The following is a 16,399-nucleotide window of genomic DNA, read 5'->3' as shown; positions in this document are numbered from 1 at the left end:
GGGACCGCGTTAGAGCAGCTTCGAGAGCGCCTCTTTGATCTTCTGGATTGTCCGGTCATGAACGGCCCTGGCCTCGGCAAGCCCGCTCTTCACGGCGTTCCAGGATTGGTCGCCGGCATCCTTGACCTCACCGATCCGGCTCTGGAATTTTTCGGTCTCGTCCGACAGGCGCTTGAACGTGGCGTCGAACTCGCCCCGCGCCTTATCCACGATCTCAGTCGCTTGTTTGCGCAGGACCGTGAGGGATGCCTCCCACGACTGACGCTGGGCCTGTGCGCGCGCGGAGACGACACCGCGTACTGTATCCGCCTGATCTCCGGCAGCCGACAGGAAAGACTGGAACGCCGATTCGACATCGATCCACTCGGCCTCGATCGCGTTCTGAACTTCCTGGGTGCTGCGCTTAACGGCACCGGCCCCCGTGCGCAGGTCGTCGTAATATTTCTGCAGATTGACCTGAGACTCTTGCAAGCGTGCCAGCGCGCGGTCGGCCTCCTTGCGTGCGCTCTCCTTCAAGTTGGCGGAGGATTTCTCCACTTCCGATATGATCGTGTCCAAGTCATCGAGCCGCTGTTTTGCCCAGGCAACGCTCTCATGCGCATAAGATTGTTCGGTCATTGTGTGCTTCCTTGCTTGTTTGAGGTTAAAGAACGATGGAATGCTCCGAACCGGTCGCGTTTCTCACGTGTCATTGGGAAAGCTGGACTTCCAGGAAATTGCTGCGACAGAGGCCGCGGATCATCTCTTCGATCTGGCGGGCGCCACTGTCCTGGACTCTCTTCCAGCCCATGCCGCGAAGCAGGATGCCACGAAGAAACCTGAAGCTGATGATCGCCGTGACGATCGCACTTATGCGCAGCCGAAGCGCCTCGCCTTTGAGGGCGCCTTTGCAAACATCGCCCGCGAACTCGACGAGATGCTCCAATAAGGGCACGATCGCCCGCTCATGGATCAGGGCGAAGGCCTCGTCATTGTCATAGGCGCACCGCGCCACAAACATCGTCCACGCGTGCGGCTCAGCATCCCTCAAAAGGAAATGTAGCAGACGTACCAACGCTTCCTCGAAGCACGCAGCTTTATCGCCCATCTGCGGCCCTTCCAGGATGCTGGCTATTTCCTTGAAACGAACATGGGCATACTCCGCGATTGACTCTGCGGCCGCCAGATACAATTCCCTCTTCCCTCCGAAATGGTAAGGAATGGCCGAGAGATTGGCTTTGGCGGCTTTCGCCAGCGCGCGCGTGCTCGCTCCTTCATATCCGACAGCACCGATCACCTCGATCGCAGCTTCAATCAGTCGAGAACGCGTTTTCGCGCTGCGCATTTCGTGTCCGCTGGGGGCCGCTGCGTCCGTTTTCATTCGCCTCTTCCCTTTTCCTGCGATAGAAGTTAATTCACTCGAATGAACTTTTCAAGGATCGACATCGCGTGGATGCGCCAGTTGCGTCACGTCAGGACCGGGCAGATCAATTTATACATTCATCGCAAGGCGATAGGTGGATCTCGATTAGTGAGGCTCGTGCCTGTCTTTGTCGAGGAGAGCGCCTCAACGACCGAGCCTGTGGATCGGGTGGACGCGTGCGGCGAATGATCATCAGAGAATCTTGCTTCTTTGGAGCCGGAACGCCCGTTCCGCGCCGGCCCCTGGGAGACGTCGCTCGGACGATTCCTCACAGTCGGTCGATCGTCGGTGTGATGCTCGACGACGTGCAATTCGCGGCAGCTGCTCCACGGGCAAGGCGGGCGGTCGGAGCATGCGGATTCGCTCGTCGTCGCCCTGAACGTCGAGGCGGTCCTGTGCCATGCCTTTCAAGATGTAGCAGCAAAGGACAAGTAAGAAATGCTTAACGCTCCCCGCGGCAGCACGCTGCTGGCTCTGCTCGTGCTTCTTACGGCCTGCAGCGAAAAGGTTGCGGACGAGCAGCGCGCAGCCAAGCCCGTTTCCTCGCCGGTGACGAGAGTCGAGCTTGTCGATATTCCCATCACCTACACGGTCCCGGGCTCCGTCGTCTCCGACGGACGTGTCGACGTGTCCTCGCGTGTGGTGGGCTTCATCGAACAGCTCGACGTGCGGGAGGGGAATAAGGTCTCTCGCGGCGATCTGCTCGTGCGCATCGACCAGACCGACATCGACGAGGCGATACGTCAGGCGCAGGCGGGTGTTCGCGCGAGCCAGGAGGATCTGGAGGATGCGGAACGGGACGTGGAGAAATACGGCAAGCTGATCCAGACCGGCGCGGTGGCGACCGAAACGCTGCGCAAGGCGAAGGTGAGGCTCGATATCGCCGGTGCGACGCTCGACAAGACGCGATCGGCTCTCGCCGCCGCCGAGGCGCAAAAGGGCTATGCCACGATCACGAACCCCGTGGACGGCGTCATCGTCTCCGTCGCCAAGCGACGCGGCGAGATGGCGACGGCCGGATCCACCATCCTGACTGTGGAATCCCACGAGGTCCTGTTGTTCAAGGCGTTCGTCGCCGAAAGCAGCCTTGCTCTGATCGACCCGAAGACGCCGGTCACGGTCCGGATCGATACGTTGAAAGACACCCCGTTCCGCGGCAGAATCCGAGGCATCGTGCCTTCCGGCGATGACATCACCCGCCGCTACGAGATCAACGTCATTCTCCCGAACGACCCGTCTCTGGTGCCGGGCATGTTCGGCCGCGCGCAAATCCTCCTTGGTATGCGGAAGGCGCCGGCCGTCCCGCGCAACGCTGTGGTTCGTCGCGGCGGGCTCGATGGCGTGTTCGTGCTCGACGGCAAAGTGGCGCGGTTCCGTTGGTTGCGCATCGGGCGAGAGCTCGACGACTCCGTCGAGGTTCTCGCCGGACTGTCGGGCGGGGAAACTATCCTTGCCGCCGGCAATGATGCGGTGCGCGATGGCTCAGGGATTGAGGTGGTGGAGAGCGTACGATGAGCGAGCGTCACCTGAACATCACCGGGCGTCTTGCCCAGATTTTCATCACCTCAAAGCTAACCATCGTCTTCATCATCGCAGTGGCGCTGATGGGTATCCTGGCGGTCCTGCGGACGCCGCGCGAGGAAAACCCGCAGATCGTGGTGCCCGCCGCGCTGATCACCGTCAGCCTGCCGGGAGCCTCGGCCGCTGAGGTCGAGGATTTGGTTGTGATGCCCCTTGAGGGAATCCTAAGCGAGATAGGCGGCGTCGATCACATCGAGAGCACGGCGCAGAACTCTCTAGGCACGGTCCAGGTGCAGTTTAAGGTCGGCCAGCCTAAGGAGGAGTCGCTGGTCAAGCTCTACGACCGCGTGCTTGCGAGCCGCAGCCGCCTGCCGACCGATGCCGGAACGCCATTTGTGCGCAGCATCGATGCCGATGATGTGCCCATTCTGACCTTCACGTTGGCTTCGTCCCAATACGACGACTACGCCTTGAAGCGGGTCGCCGAGCGCATGGCCGAACGGCTGCGCAGCACCGATAACGTCTCGGTGGTCAGTATTCAGGGCGGCCGGGGGCGGGAAATCGCCATCGAGCTCGATCCGAATCGCCTGCAGGCTTTCGGCGTGACGCTCAGCCAGGCCTACGCCGCTTTCGGCGCGAGCAATCTGTCCGAGCCACTGGAGCCGACGGTGCGCGACGGCAAGGTCGAGGCCATCAAGCTTTCCGCTTCCTTCGCATCCGTGGAAGACGTCCTGAATCAGGTCGTCGCCATTTACAATGGTCGCCCGGTCTATGTGCGCGACGTGGCGACCGCGACCGACGGTCCGCCCTCCGAGGTCACCACCTTCAGCCGGTTCTCGTTCGGACCCGGCGATCCGCGTTTTGGCCAACCGGACTCGGCGGATCTGCCGGCGGTGACCATCGCCGTCGCCAAGAAGAAAGGCGCCAATGCGGTGGTGGTGGCCGATGCCCTGATTGACCGCGTCGAGCGCATACAGGCTTCCCTCGTGCCCAAGGACGTTCAGGTGATCGTCACACGCAATGACGGCGAGAAGGCCAATGCCGCCGTAAACCTCCTCCTGGAGCATCTTCTCATTGCTCTGGCGACAGTCGGCCTCGTGCTGATCTTTTTCCTCGGCTGGCGCGAGGCGACGATCGTCATGGTCACGGTGCCGCTCATTCTGTCGATCACGCTTGCCGCCGACCTGCTCGGGGGCGTTACCATCAACCGGGTGACTCTGTTCGCGCTCATCTTGTCCCTGGGCCTCCTGGTGGACGCAGCCATCGTGGTCATCGAGAACATCCATCGCCACTACGGCTCCAAGCGGTCACGCGCCGGCAAGGAAGCGATCACGGTTCAGGCGACCAACGAGATTGGCAGCGCCACCAACCTTGCAACCGTCGCGGTCATGCTGGTGTTCAGCGCTCTGTTCTTAATCACCGACATGGCCGGGCAGTACTTCTATCCGATCGCCTACAACGTACCGATCGCCATGGCGGCGTCCCTGCTCGTGGCCTATATCGTCACGCCCTGGGCGGCCAATCGCTGGCTCCACCGCCACGTCGTGCAAGAGGAGGATGCACATACGCAGGAGGCGACCCATGGAGAGCCCGGAAAGCTGGAGCGTCTTTACCTGCGGCTCATCACGCCTTTGCAGCAACGCCGGTTCATGCGACTGACCTTCGGGAGCGTCATCCTCGTCCTGATGGCGGCCTCCATCATGCAGGGGGCCTGGCAGTTTGTCCGTCCCGCCGGAGTGGGCGGGGCGGTCTCGGCGCTGGGCGTCCCCCTTGGCTTCCTGCCGAAGGACAACAAGAACACTTTCAACATCGTGATCTCCATGCCGGAAACCGACCCCGTTGAAATCACCGACAAGTTCGCGCGCGAGGTCGCGACGCTGCTCTCGACGGACAAGAGCGTCCTCAACTACCAGACCTGGATCGGGCAGGCCGGCGTCGAGGACTTCAACGGCTTGTTCAAGGGGACAGCCGGGCGCACGGGCACCTACGTCGCCGAAATCCGCGTGAACTTGATTGACAAGCATCACCGCTGGGAGAGTTCAATCGACATTGCCCGCAAGCTGCGGCCGAAGGTCGATGCCATCCGGGCGTCCTATCCCGGAGCGAAGGTCTCGCTCGTCGAGGACCCGCCGGGCCCTCCCTTGCGCTCCACCGTCCTCGCCGAACTGTACGGCCCGGATTCGAAGGGGTTGCGGACATTATCGGCAGATGTCGTCAAAGCGTTCGCTGCGACCTACGACATCGTCGACCTCACCAATACCGAGCCGTTCGATGTCGTCGAACACCGCATGGTGCCGGATAAGGAGAAGGCGGCGCTATCAAGGGTTTCTACGGCGCAGATCGCCGAGGCGCTGTCGCTTGTTTACGGCGGAAAAATTCTCAGTCGCGCCCATCTGCCTGACGAGAAAGATCCAGTCGATGTCAGGGCCTACGTGCCGCGCCGCTTCGCGGTGGACCCGACCCGCCCCGACCGTGTATTCGTCGGCAATGCTGACGGCAAACCGGTGCCGCTCTCCGAACTGGTTGAAGTGCGCCCCGCGCCGGCGGACCGGCCAATCCTGCATCGCGACAACGAGAAGGTCACCTTCGTCGGCGCGGAACTGTCGAAATCCGTGCCGCTCTACGCCGTGCTCGACCTTCAGCGGCGGCTCGACGGCATCACCGCGCCTGACGGCCGGTTGCTGAAGACCAGCAATCTCGGTTTCAACCGCGACGCGCCCGACACCATCGATGGCTACCGGCTCTTGTGGGGCGGCGAGATGCGAATGACCCTTGACATCTACCGCGATATGGGGATCGCGCTCGGCGGCGCCTTGATGCTGGTCTACCTGCTTCTCGTCGCCTACTACCGCTCCTTCCTGATCCCGATGATCGCCATGTCGTCGGTGCCGCTTGGCATCATCGGCATCTTTCCAGGACACTGGCTGGTGGGTGCGGACTTTTCGGCGACTTCCATGGTCGGCATCATCGCCCTGTCCGGCGTCGTGATCCGCAATTCGCTGCTGATCATCGACTTCATCCAGGACAATCTCAAACACGGGATGCCGCTCGATGTCGCCGTCAGGCAAGCGGGTGCCGTGCGCCTTCGTCCGATCCTGCTGACGACGCTCGCGATCGTCCTCGGCTCGGCGATCATGGTCAGCGATCCGGTTTTCGGCGGGCTCGCCATCTCGCTGATCTTCGGAACCGTAGTTTCGACCGTGCTAACGGTCTTTGTCGTGCCGATCCTCTACGATCTCGATGCGCAGCGACGGGCCCCGAGTGCGCGCAGGGTGGGCGCGAATGTCACAACCCCTGGATCGGAAGCCAATCATCACGAATGACCGAATCTGGCGGCGTTGCGCGGCTCTCAATCTCGGCCACGATTTCATTTCGAGGGAGGGGAGGGCTTGGATCGCAGCCGGTCGGAAGCGGCGTTTGCAACACGAGGGGAGATGGCTGATGCCAAACGGTATGATTCTGGCAATGGTGGCACTTGGCTTGACGATGCTCACACCTTCGGATGTGGCCGCCCATGGTGCTTTCACCGCCTCACTTCAGGACGAGCCGCGTGGCGATGGCTCTGGGATCGACCGGAGAATCATCGAGCGCGAGCTTGGCCTGTTCCGCTCGGCGCAGATTTCACTACGCCGGGCGATGGAGATTGCGGAAGCGCTGCATTCCAGTTCCAGGACGATGGACATCAGCTTCGATGGCGGGACAGATGCATCTGTCTTTCGCGTCAGGACTGCAAAGGATTCCCTCATCTGGGAAAACACGATCGATGCGCAGTCAGGAACGGTAAGGGGTGACGAGATCACTTCAGCCGTGCAGGACCTCCACGCGAACGATCGCGTCGACCTCGCTGCCTTCAGGAGCATACGGCAGAGCATGTCGGATGCGGTGTTCATCGCCGAGGTTTCGACCTCGGGACGGGCGATCGGTGGAAGCTTGACGCATAAAAATGGTAGGCTGAATTTCGTTATCATCCTCCTCAGCGGCGACGACTTGAAGCGGGTCGTTCTCGAACCGCCAAGGCCCAATCGCTGGAAGCCGGTTTCCCATCGTTTACGACAGCGGGAGCTGCGCAAGACTCACCTACGAGGAACAGGGCAAGGGCTGACATGTTCGAGCATGCAGATAGATGTTTCTTGCCGGCATTACCGCGGGCCAGATGTGCTGTTTGTTTGCGAACAACTTCCAGCGTCTGATTGGTGAAATCGGCGCCTCCAGCTTTTTTGCAGCGGTCTTCCGAGCCTAGTGAGCGATGAACAAGGGAATTGCGGTACTCTTTAGCAATGATCGCGTGACCCCACCAAATAAAGCCTCCCGCGACCGAGAGTGACTGTAGGCACCGAGCACGAGCAGGTCGGCGCCGAGCAGCAAGGCGCGATCCATGATCGTTCCAGCAATCGACCTTCCGTCCGACCGCACTTGTTCCACCGTGACGTTGATCCCATGCCGGCTGAGGTACAGCGCGATGTCGGCACCGGGCTCTTGCCCATGGTTGGTATTCGCCTCTGCGTCGACAACGATGATCGATACGGTGCGGGCCTTCTGCAGCAGCGGTATCGCGTCCGTGATCGCCCGTCTCGCCTCACGGCTGGCGTTCCATGCTACAACAACATTCTCGGCGATTGTCCCGGCAGTCCAGCCATTCGGCACGATTAAGACCGGAACTCCCGTGGCGAGCAGCATTGTCTCGGCGGACCAGTCGTCAGGGAGTCCGCCGGGCTTCGGATGGCCGACCAGCACGAGATCGGCGTGCAGGGAGTGAAAGAGTGCGTCATCAGAGGTGTCAGTGGCGCGGATCATCCGAAACTCGAAACTGATGCCTTCACGTCCGGCTTCGTTTTCGAATCTTTCGCTGGCGGTTGCCGTGGTCCTGAATTCTTGAGCCCTTTGTCGTTCAATCAGCGCGCGAATGGCATCGCGGCCACGGATAAAAGATGCGCTCGGATCAAGAGTCCGACCAAGGGGTACGACAAAAATACCGACAAGATGAGCGTGATATCTGAGAGCAAGCCTGACCGCATAGGTGGCGCGAATAAGACTGGCCCGGGACACATCTACGAAGACTGCAATGTTTTTAAGAGGCATGGCGAGCACCTTCAATCAACATTGCCTGGACCACGACACAGTTTGTATGAGCCAGATTTGGCAGTATGCGGCTCACAGATTCGAGAGGCCATCGAGGAAGGCGAGCACCTCTTCTGTGAACGGGTCGTTGACGTCCCCCGCCACCATGTGTGCGGCACCATGGACGTCGACGTAGCGGGCGTTGGGCACGCGACCGACGAATTCGCGGGCGATGTCCTCCGATACCAGCTCGCTGGAGCCGCCACGTACCAGCAGAACCGGAATTCGCAGCCGCTGTGCGGCAGCGGTCAAGCGTGCTTCACGGTCACCGTCGGCGCGCGCCGACATTCCACGCACGAAGGCCGGGTCATAGTGCCAACGATAACGTCCGTCCTTTCCAAGCTTGAGGTTTCTGTTCAAGCCATCGAGGTTTTTCGGACGGGGCCTGTGCGGAAGATAGGCGGCAATGGCCTCTGAGACCTCCTCGAGCGTAGCGAAACCGTCGTCGATGTGCGCGGCCATGAACTTTCGGACGCGTTCGACGCCGGCGGGCTTGATGCGCGGCGTGATATCGACCAGAACCAGAGCTGCGGTAACGGAGGTGTCGGCTTCCCCCGCGGCAATCAAGCTCGCCATTCCGCCGAGCGAGGCTCCGATCAGCACGGGTTTCGCGGGAAGGCCGGCGGCGAGCTGGCGCACGTCATTTGCGAAGTGATCGATCTCGTAGGCGCCGTCGGCCGACCAGCCGCTGTCCCCATGTCCGCGCTGGTCTACAGCAACAGCGCAATAGCCACGGTCCGCGAGGACTGCCGCCGTGCGCTTCCAGGCGTGCCGGGTTTGTCCGCCGCCATGCAGCAGTAGCGCGGGGGGAAGATCCGACGTGCCCCAGACATCGCCAATGAGCTCGACGCCGTCCGACATGCGAAAGCGGCGCTGGAGGGGAACCGATCTAGACGGATCAAAGGACGTTCCCATGTCAGATCACATTTCCTTTGCGATGAACGACGGGTTGGTCAAGGATGTTTTCAACGTAGTCGAACAGTCGCATGCAGGCTGCAAGGTCGTCGGCATGAGTACTGCCGAGGACACGCTCCTGGATGGAGTCGCTGATCCGCAGAATGCGCCGCTGTAGTTTGCGGCCGGACTGGGTCAAATAGATGCCGCGGACACGTCGGTCACCCTCTTGCTCGCGGCGCTCGATCAGACCACGTTGCTCCAGCGCATCGAGCAAACGTACGAGAGATGGCCCCTGAATCCCAAGCGCCTCAGCGAGTTCCCTTTGGCGCACGCCTTCGCCCAAGCGTCCGACATAAGCCAACGGCCGCCATGTCGCGTCGGTCAGGCCGTATGCTCTGAGCTCGTCGTCCACGGCCTGTCGCAGACGTCTGGCAATGTATGCCAAGCGGAAGCCGAAACTATGTACAAACACGGAGTCATCCATCTAATTTAGATAGCAAGCTAACTATCCGTTTTCAAGAGGGCAGGCGAAGCAGCGGCTGCCCGCCGACAGCGATATGCGCGCCTTCGGTCGGAAGGGTGATCGCAGAATGCAAGGATCCAAATGAGACGGGAGAATCGATTGACGGCTTGTGATCTTCTGTCCGCAGTGGCGATGCTCGCGGGTGCCGTAGCGGGAGTGGTTGGAAAATGAAGGCGACGTAATCTCCAGCTTGATCCAACAAGCGATTCCGGCGTTAGAGCTCCGGTGGAGATCACGCCATGACAGATTATCACGACCGCCTGCCTGCCGCAGTCCGAAATCGAGACGACGGAACGGCTTTTCGACAACTGGTTCGACCCGATCGAGAGCAATCTTCGCGACCGGGCTCGCGAATTCCTGCAAGCGATGTTCGAAGGTGAGCTTGACGAGGTGCTGTCGCGCTCGCGCTACGCCCGACGGGCGAGACCGGCGAACGGCGATTCGGAGGCCACGCTCGCCGTCACTGGTCACCGCCACGGGCATCGGTCGCGCTCCCTGCTGGGGACGTTCGGGAAAGTGGAGATCGCAGGGCCGCGCGCGCGGCTCAACACGGCCGACGGCAAGACCACCGAGTGGAAGAGCCAATCGCTGCGGGCCTACCAGCGCCGCACGCTGGCTGCCGACGCGCTGATCGCCGGCTGCTACCTGGCAGGCACCAACACGCGCCGTGTGCGCCGCGCGCTGGGGGCCTTGTTTGGCGGCGCGGTCGGCAAGGACACGGTGAGCCGGACCCGGCGCAAAGTAAAAAGCGACTGGGATGCTTGGAATGGCCTCTCGCTGGCCGAGGAGCCGATCGTGCGATAGTGTCCTGAACCAGAAGTTCGCAATATCGCGTTGTGTTCGGCTGGGGCATTGTGGCGGCAGAAGCGCTCGATGGAAGCGAGGATGTCATCGGCGGATTTGCTCCACCGGAACGGCTTGGGATCGGCGTTGTGTCGGTCGATGAACGAAGTGATGTCGGCCCTAAGGGCAGCGACACTGCGATAGACGCCGCGCCTGATCTTTTTATCTGTGAGGAGCGCGAAGAAGCGCTCGACCTGATTGAGCCATGACGAACTGGTCGGGGTGAGGTGCACATGCCAACGCGGCCTTTTAGCCAGCCATCGCCGGATCAGCGGGGTCTTGTGTGTAGCGTAGTTATCCATGACGAGATGGACATCGAGTTCTCGTGGCACGGCGGCCTCGATCTCGTCGAGGAACTTGCGGAACTCGGCGGCACGGTGGCGTCCGTAGCACTTGCCGATGACCCGTCCGGTCGCAATGTCGAGGGCGGCGAACAGCGATGTGGTGCCATGCCTTTTGTAGTCATGGCTCCTTCGGGCCGGCTGGCCGGGACGCATCGGCAGCATCGGCTGACTGCGATCCAGCGCCTGGATTTGGGACTTCTCATCCACACACAGAACAATGGCGTGCTCTGGCGGCGAGACGTAAAGACCTACGACATCGCGCACTTTGGTCACGAAGTTCGGATCGGTCGAGAGCTTGAACGTCTCCATCCGATGCGGCTGGAGGCCAAAGGCCCGCCAGATGCGTTGCACCGTCGACACCGACAGGCCGCTGGTTTTCGCTATGTCGCGGGAACTCCAATGGGTGGCGTTTTCGGGGCAGCTCTCCAGCGTCTTGATGATCACCGATTCAATCCGGGCATCGCCAATGGTGCGCGGCGCCCCCGAGCGCGGCTCGTCGTGCAGCCCGGCCACGCGCCGCTCCACAAAACGCCGCCGCCACTTGCCCACCGTCTGCCGGTCCAGGCCCAGCTTGGCCGCCACTTCCGTGTTCTGACCGCCTTCCGCGCAGGTCAGCACGATCCGGGCTCTCAAAGCCAGCGCCTGCGCCGTCTTCCGCCGCATCGTCAGCGACTGCAGTTCGGCACGCTCGTCATGGATCAATATCAGGGGCGCAAGTTGCTGGGCTGCCATCAGATCCTCCGTCGCTGTTGCAGCCAACATCTCTCCCACAGCGACGCGAATCTACTGCGAATCTAAGATTGCGAACTTGTGACTCGGGACAATAGATCCTCGACGGCACCGTGGTGCGCGTGCGGCTCGACCGCAAGGCGACCGCCATCTCGCTGCTGGTCGTCATCGGCGTGCGTGCGGACGGTCAGAAAGTGTTGCTCGCGATCAAGAGTATGGGCGGCGAGAGCACCGAAGCCTGACGTGCCGTGCTCGACGATCTTATCCGCCGTGGGCTGCGGCGGCCCGAGTTCCTCATCGTCGATGGCGCGCCCGGGCTGGAGGCTGCGATCGCCGTCGTGTGGGATGGCGTGCCAGTACAGCGCTGCACGGTCCACAAGCACCGCAACCTGCTGGCGCACGCGCCCGAGCGCCTGCATGAGGAGATCACCGCCGACTACAACGACATGATCTACGCGGCGACGCCCGAGGAGATCGAGGCGGCCGCAAGGCCTTCCTCCGCAAATGGCGGCTCAAGCATCGCGCGGTGGCCGACAGTCTGCAGGAAGCCGACGACCGGCTCTTCTCCTTCACGCGGCTGCCGCCAAGTCAATGGAAGAGCGCGCGGACCACCAATGCCATCGAACGGCTGCACGAGGAGTTCAAGCGGCGGATCAAAACGCAGACCGTGCTGCCTTCGGCGGACACGGCAGCGATGTTGTTCTGGGCGCTGCTCGCCTCCGGCCAGATCAACATGCGCAAAGTCGACGGCTGGAAAACGCTCGCCACAAAGCCCATCAATCAGCCAATTGACCTCGCCGCATAATCAGATAGCCTCACGTCGCTGGAGATCGCGCTGCGATCCCAACCACACCGGGCGGCACCCTCAAGGTCCACAGGATATACATTGTCCAAGGCCCCATAAGGACGCGGAACATCGCTTCGACGGGACAAGATGGCTCATGGGCGAAACGGGTCATGAGTAGTTACTACGGAGTACCTACATTTCAACGGAGAGTCGCTTCCACTAAGATATTAAGCGAGAGACGGATTCTTGGCAATCGACTGCGGCTCCGCAATCCCAAGGCAAGTGTTCAGGAGACGAAGAGATGATTTTGGTGATTGGCGCGACCGGCAATATCGGGTCCGAAGTGACGCGGCAACTCGTGGCGAAAGGCGTGGGGGTCCGTGACAGGGCCAAGGCCGAGGCCGTGCTGGGAACGAAGGTGGAGTTGGTGGCGGGCGATCTTTCCCGCCCTGAAACGGTGGCCGCCGCCATGAACGGCGCGGACAAGCTGTTCCTGGTTACACCGCTTCATCTCGATCAGATCGCCATGAAATCCGCAGCGATTCAGGCGGCGAAGCTGGCCGGCGTGAAGCATATCGTCATGTCGACGGGCATTGGCGCGGGGCCGGACGCCGGTGTCGAAATCGGACGCTGGCATGGAAAGAACCAGGAAGAGGTGAAGGCGACGGGCGTCGTGTACACTTTTCTCCAGCCGACCTTCTTCATGCAAAACATGCTCATGTTCGCCGGCACGATCCGTGAGCAGGGTGCCTTCTATATGCCTCTGGGCGATAGTAAGGTTAGTTGGGTCGATGCCCGCGACATTGCCCAGGTCGGCGTTGTGGCCCTGACCGAGGCCGGACACGAGAACAAGGAATATCCGATCACCGGTAGCGAAGCGGTCAGCTGCGCGAAGATGGCCGCGATTTTGTCCGACGTTCTTGGCAAAGGCGTCAACTATGTCGACGTCCCGCTCGCCGCGGCAAAGGAAGGGATGATGTCGGCCGGGATGCCGGAGAAGCTGGCGGACCTGATGAACGAGCTCTACGCTCTGGGTCCGGCCGGTCATCTGGCCTATGTCGCCGATACGGTCGAAGCGGTGACAGGGCGCCGCCCGCGCACCTTCCGTCAGTTCGCCGAAGATCACGCTGCGGCCTTCAAGGGATGAAATCTGCGGTGCGAATGTTCACGAAAACTCGGCCGCAGCAGATCGCGGCTTGGATCGTAGGTGCGCCTTGAGCAGGCTACCCACGCTCTTCGTGCCCCATGGCGGCGGCCCCTGTTTTTTCATGGAGTGGAATCCGCCCAACACGTGGGATCGGATAGCGGCGTACTTGCGCCAAATTCCGGAGGACGTCGGCGCACGCCCGAAGGCCATCGTGTTGATATCAGGTCATTGGGAGGAAGAGGTCGTTACAAACCAGAACAATGCGTTCCCGCCGCTCCTTTATGATTACTACGGCTTCCCGCCGCACACATATGAGATCAAGTTTCCGGCCGCTGGCGCCCCGGGGCTGTCCGCTCGGATCGCCGCCTTGCTGGGTGAGGCGGGCATTGACTGGAAATACGATCACAGCCGGGGCTTTGATCATGGCGTGTTCATCCCCTTGAAGGTTGCGTTCCCCAATGCCGATGTCCCGATCGTGCAGGTCTCGCTGCTGGCGAGCCTTGATGCCAAGGATCATATCCGGCTGGGGCTGGCGCTGGCCCCCTTGCGCGACGAAGGCGTGCTGATCATCGGCAGTGGCATGACCTACCACAACATGCAGACCATGATGGCCAGCATGCGCGGTGGCGGCAAGCCCGTTTCTCCAGACCCTGGGTCGCAGCGCTTCGATGGGTGGCTGGAGGAGGTTCTCACCAGGGCCACGCCCGAGAACCGCATCGATGCGCTTGCTGCCTGGGACAAGGCGCCCGCCGCCCGTGACGCCCATCCACGTGAGGAACACCTTCTGCCGCTTCACGTCGCGGTCGGCGCGGCCGGTACTGATCCGGGACGCAAGACGCTGACGGATGTCGTCATGGGGGCGGTCGAATCGGCATTCCGGTTCGGGTGATGTTTCGGGCCATCGCGGCCCGTTCGGCCGAACCAAGTCAAACGGCTATCGCACTGACGCCGTCATGAGATGCTGACGATCTCAAATCTCGACGGTCAGCAAGTGTCTCTCTCGGTCAAAGCCTACCGCAGTCTGACCGAACTGCTCGACAACATGGACCGCAGCTTTTTCGTATAACGGTGCGACCAATCATGTGGGACGAACTCGGTATTGGTCCCTGCGACGATCCAAAGGCGGTCCGTCGCGCCTACGCGGCGCGCCTGAAGAAGCTCGATATCGACCAGGATCCCGCTGCCTTTGCGCGCTTGCGCGAGGCGCTCGAATGGGCCTTGGCCGAGATCGATGACTGAGCTTCGCGGCAATTTCAACGATCCCGTGCTCGATCGTCCGAACCGGACACCGGGCAGGTTGTACGGAATGATTTTGGTCCCTTGCAGCCGATCGGCGACGTGTCATCAGACCCGGTTCGTCGAAGGTCCGACGCGCCGGCGCCAGACGACGTTTCCACGGCAGAGCTGGAATGGCTCGACTTCTCGACTTCCGAGCGTACAGTGCTCGACGCGTTTGAGGGTGCGTTTGGGCGGCGCGACGCCGCCGCGGCCTTGGGTCTTTTCAATAGCGCAGCGCTTCCGCTGCCGGATGCGTTGGTGCAGATCGATAGGCTGTTCGAGCTGCTGGTGGACCGATACGACGGTCGAGCTCGGCCGCATTTCAGCGTGCGGATCGCGCGCAGCGGATGATCCGCTGGAATACGCCGCTCCAGCGGCACATAGCTGAAAAATCCTTCCGAGCGCTGATCTTCCCCGCGCATCGCCTGCCCCAACCCAAAGGAATCGAACAGATGCACAGAATCACACTCCAACCATCACGCAAAACGACTTTTTCAGCATCCTGCTCTAGACACCTATGGTCTCAAGGACGTGATCCATCAAACAACCTGATCCGCCGCGCTCCCGGTAAAGACTCGCAGCGCCTCAAGCGTATGACCGCCCTCTGGGACGACGGATTCCTCGCGAGCCTCGTCGCAGCTTAAATGCCTTCACCCGACTCCCCTGGGCGCAGGGGGCGGTCGCAAGCCTCTTCCAGCGCTGCTTGCGATGGCTGATCGCCAGCCGCTATTTCGTTGACGGCGTCAAAATTTGTACGGTCGCGGTTTGACCGACGATCAGAGGTGTCTCCGCAGCGGCCTCTTTCAGCTTGATGCGCACGGGTACGCGCTGGGCGAGACGAACCCAGGTGAACGTGGGATTGATGTTTGCTAACAGACCGGAGCCCTCCGTCCGCTCCCGGTCCTCGATACCGCCCGCGATGCTGTCCACCGTGCCGTAAAATACGTTCGGTCGGCCCATCATGTGGATCATCGCCGAATCTCCGATTTTGATGTTCGGAATTTTGGTCTCCTCGAAATAGCCCTCCACACGTATGGAATCCGTGTTGATGAGGGCCATGACCGGCTTTCCACTCGCGACATAATCTCCTGGCTGCAAGGAGAGATTGGAGATGACGCCGTTCACGGAAGCCTTAATCTCGGACCGCTCCAGGTTGAGTTTCGCCAGATCCCGGTCCGCCAATGCCTGCCGACAGGCCGCTTCGGCTTGGTTGGCGGCCGTCCGATCTAGTTCGACGCGCTGACGCGAAGCAAACTCCCGCAGATCCTGTGATCGCTCGACCTCTCGCCTTGCTTGCTCGAGCACGGCTTGCCGACCGGAAACGGCGGCTTCGGCCTGCTCCAGGGCAAGCACGAACCGCTGCCTGTCGACCCGGAACAAGACATCGCCCTTATGGACAATCGTGTTGTCGTGAACGAGGACGGCGTCGACCAGGCCGGATACATCCGGCGCGATCTGGACGACGTCCGCGCGCACACGAGCATCACGCGTCCAGGGTGCTTCGATGTAGTAGTTCCACAATCCGACGGCGACAACCGCGGCAGTTGCCACGACAATCATCGTCAGGATAACTCGCCCTAAGCCCGGAGGGTAGTTCATGGAGCGACAAGCATTCGCGTGAGGGAAAAGAAAATGCCGAGAATGATGGCGTAGACCGCGAGGTCAAAGGCGGCGCGGTGCCAGACCAAGGCGTAGAAGCCTGTTTGGCTTGCCACATGGCGCACAACCAGGCTCGTGATGTAGGCGGCCAACATCAAACCAAAGAAGCCCGGGACATAGAGGCCGTAAATGTTGAGCTCAGGAGGCATCG

The 16,399-nt window shown here is 61.4% G+C and carries 15 protein-coding genes and 3 pseudogenes; 10 read left to right on the top strand and 8 right to left on the bottom strand.

From position 1 onward, the window contains the following. Positions 1-9 precede the first annotated feature (9 nt). The gene (locus AC1RQP_RS10160; RefSeq protein WP_188107499.1) at positions 10-618 is read right to left on the bottom strand and encodes a sll1863 family stress response protein; all 609 of its coding nucleotides are present in this window, start codon (positions 616-618) and stop codon (positions 10-12) included. 70 nt (positions 619-688) lie between these two features. Continuing rightward, a complete protein-coding gene (locus AC1RQP_RS10155; protein ID WP_188107498.1) occupies positions 689-1,360 on the bottom strand; it encodes a CerR family C-terminal domain-containing protein in 672 nt (223 codons plus the stop codon). Between the two features lie 522 nt (positions 1,361-1,882). Between AC1RQP_RS10155 and AC1RQP_RS10150 the strand changes: the two genes are divergently transcribed. From AC1RQP_RS10150 to AC1RQP_RS10140, 3 genes are all read left to right on the top strand, one after another. Then, the gene (locus AC1RQP_RS10150) at positions 1,883-2,917 is read left to right on the top strand and encodes an efflux RND transporter periplasmic adaptor subunit (RefSeq protein WP_492936806.1); all 1,035 of its coding nucleotides are present in this window, start codon (positions 1,883-1,885) and stop codon (positions 2,915-2,917) included. After that, entirely contained in the window at positions 2,914-6,246 is a 3,333-nt protein-coding gene (locus tag AC1RQP_RS10145; protein WP_492936805.1) for an efflux RND transporter permease subunit, read from the top strand. Before AC1RQP_RS10150 ends, AC1RQP_RS10145 begins: the two co-directional genes overlap by 4 nt. 118 nt (positions 6,247-6,364) lie before the next feature. Continuing rightward, complete coding sequence (locus tag AC1RQP_RS10140; protein WP_492936804.1) at positions 6,365-7,120, top strand: PepSY domain-containing protein; 756 nt, start codon at positions 6,365-6,367, stop codon at positions 7,118-7,120. Positions 7,121-7,159: 39 nt separating this feature from the next. On the opposite strand, the gene AC1RQP_RS10135 is transcribed toward AC1RQP_RS10140, so the two are convergent. From AC1RQP_RS10135 to AC1RQP_RS10125, 3 genes are all read right to left on the bottom strand, one after another. Beyond that, on the bottom strand, positions 7,160-8,011 hold the full coding sequence (locus AC1RQP_RS10135) for a universal stress protein (RefSeq protein WP_492937136.1): 852 nt from the start codon (positions 8,009-8,011) through the stop codon (positions 7,160-7,162). Between the two features lie 63 nt (positions 8,012-8,074). After that, positions 8,075-8,956, bottom strand: a complete 882-nt coding sequence (locus AC1RQP_RS10130) for an alpha/beta fold hydrolase (RefSeq protein ID WP_492936803.1) — start codon at positions 8,954-8,956, stop codon at positions 8,075-8,077. A 1-nt stretch (position 8,957) separates the two neighbouring features. After that, a complete protein-coding gene (locus tag AC1RQP_RS10125; protein WP_492936802.1) occupies positions 8,958-9,410 on the bottom strand; it encodes a MarR family winged helix-turn-helix transcriptional regulator in 453 nt (150 codons plus the stop codon). Between the two features lie 315 nt (positions 9,411-9,725). On the opposite strand from AC1RQP_RS10125, the pseudogene AC1RQP_RS10120 reads away from it, so the two are divergent. Next, positions 9,726-10,262: pseudogene (locus AC1RQP_RS10120) on the top strand (transposase); the annotation flags it as partial. 59 nt (positions 10,263-10,321) lie between these two features. Here the strand turns inward: AC1RQP_RS10120 and AC1RQP_RS10115 are convergent. Next, positions 10,322-11,380, bottom strand: a pseudogene (locus AC1RQP_RS10115) (IS630 family transposase); the annotation flags it as partial. Between the two features lie 110 nt (positions 11,381-11,490). Between AC1RQP_RS10115 and AC1RQP_RS10110 the strand changes: the two are divergent. From AC1RQP_RS10110 to AC1RQP_RS10085, 6 genes and pseudogenes are all read left to right on the top strand, one after another. After that, a complete protein-coding gene (locus AC1RQP_RS10110) occupies positions 11,491-11,619 on the top strand; it encodes a hypothetical protein (protein ID WP_368736620.1) in 129 nt (42 codons plus the stop codon). Positions 11,620-11,625: 6 nt separating this feature from the next. Further along, positions 11,626-12,182 (top strand): annotated as a pseudogene (locus AC1RQP_RS10105) (transposase). 283 nt (positions 12,183-12,465) lie between these two features. After that, positions 12,466-13,311 (top strand): SDR family oxidoreductase, encoded by an 846-nt coding sequence (locus AC1RQP_RS10100; RefSeq protein ID WP_492936801.1) that lies wholly within the window; start codon positions 12,466-12,468, stop codon positions 13,309-13,311. 67 nt (positions 13,312-13,378) lie between these two features. Continuing rightward, a complete protein-coding gene (locus AC1RQP_RS10095; protein ID WP_492936800.1) occupies positions 13,379-14,200 on the top strand; it encodes a DODA-type extradiol aromatic ring-opening family dioxygenase in 822 nt (273 codons plus the stop codon). A 191-nt stretch (positions 14,201-14,391) separates the two neighbouring features. Continuing rightward, positions 14,392-14,550: a hypothetical protein gene (locus tag AC1RQP_RS10090; protein ID WP_188105399.1), complete on the top strand. Its 159-nt coding sequence runs from the start codon at positions 14,392-14,394 to the stop codon at positions 14,548-14,550. Between the two features lie 81 nt (positions 14,551-14,631). Then, on the top strand, positions 14,632-14,940 hold the full coding sequence (locus tag AC1RQP_RS10085) for a hypothetical protein (protein WP_188105397.1): 309 nt from the start codon (positions 14,632-14,634) through the stop codon (positions 14,938-14,940). A gap of 375 nt (positions 14,941-15,315) precedes the next feature. Here AC1RQP_RS10085 and AC1RQP_RS10080 read toward each other — a convergent pair whose 3' ends face one another. Together AC1RQP_RS10080 and AC1RQP_RS10075 are read right to left on the bottom strand one after the other, a co-directional pair. Then, the gene (locus AC1RQP_RS10080; protein WP_244646047.1) at positions 15,316-16,149 is read right to left on the bottom strand and encodes an efflux RND transporter periplasmic adaptor subunit; all 834 of its coding nucleotides are present in this window, start codon (positions 16,147-16,149) and stop codon (positions 15,316-15,318) included. A gap of 35 nt (positions 16,150-16,184) precedes the next feature. Further along, positions 16,185-16,397 carry a DUF1656 domain-containing protein gene (locus AC1RQP_RS10075; protein ID WP_188105390.1) on the bottom strand — a complete coding sequence of 71 codons (213 nt, stop codon included), beginning with the start codon at positions 16,395-16,397 and terminating at the stop codon, positions 16,185-16,187. Positions 16,398-16,399: the final 2 nt, after the last annotated feature.

The organism is Bradyrhizobium sp. GW821-FHT13H06, assembly GCF_058803975.1.
Note: the sequence above shows the minus strand (reverse complement) of the source record. Positions and strands in the feature narration are given on the sequence as shown.

Bases quoted from the DNA above. Each gene is read 5' to 3' on its own strand.
- AC1RQP_RS10130 (WP_492936803.1), bottom strand. From the start codon at position 8,956: ATGGGAACGTCCTTTGATCCGTCTAGATCGGTTCCCCTCCAGCGCCGC.
- AC1RQP_RS10155 (WP_188107498.1), bottom strand. From the start codon at position 1,360: ATGAAAACGGACGCAGCGGCCCCCAGCGGACACGAAATGCGCAGCGCG.
- AC1RQP_RS10080 (WP_244646047.1), bottom strand. From the start codon at position 16,149: ATGATTGTCGTGGCAACTGCCGCGGTTGTCGCCGTCGGATTGTGGAAC.
- AC1RQP_RS10145 (WP_492936805.1), top strand. From the start codon at position 2,914: ATGAGCGAGCGTCACCTGAACATCACCGGGCGTCTTGCCCAGATTTTC.
- AC1RQP_RS10100 (WP_492936801.1), top strand. From the start codon at position 12,466: ATGATTTTGGTGATTGGCGCGACCGGCAATATCGGGTCCGAAGTGACG.
- AC1RQP_RS10140 (WP_492936804.1), top strand. From the start codon at position 6,365: ATGCCAAACGGTATGATTCTGGCAATGGTGGCACTTGGCTTGACGATG.
- AC1RQP_RS10075 (WP_188105390.1), bottom strand. From the start codon at position 16,397: ATGCCTCCTGAGCTCAACATTTACGGCCTCTATGTCCCGGGCTTCTTT.
- AC1RQP_RS10160 (WP_188107499.1), bottom strand. From the start codon at position 618: ATGACCGAACAATCTTATGCGCATGAGAGCGTTGCCTGGGCAAAACAG.
- AC1RQP_RS10090 (WP_188105399.1), top strand. From the start codon at position 14,392: ATGTGGGACGAACTCGGTATTGGTCCCTGCGACGATCCAAAGGCGGTC.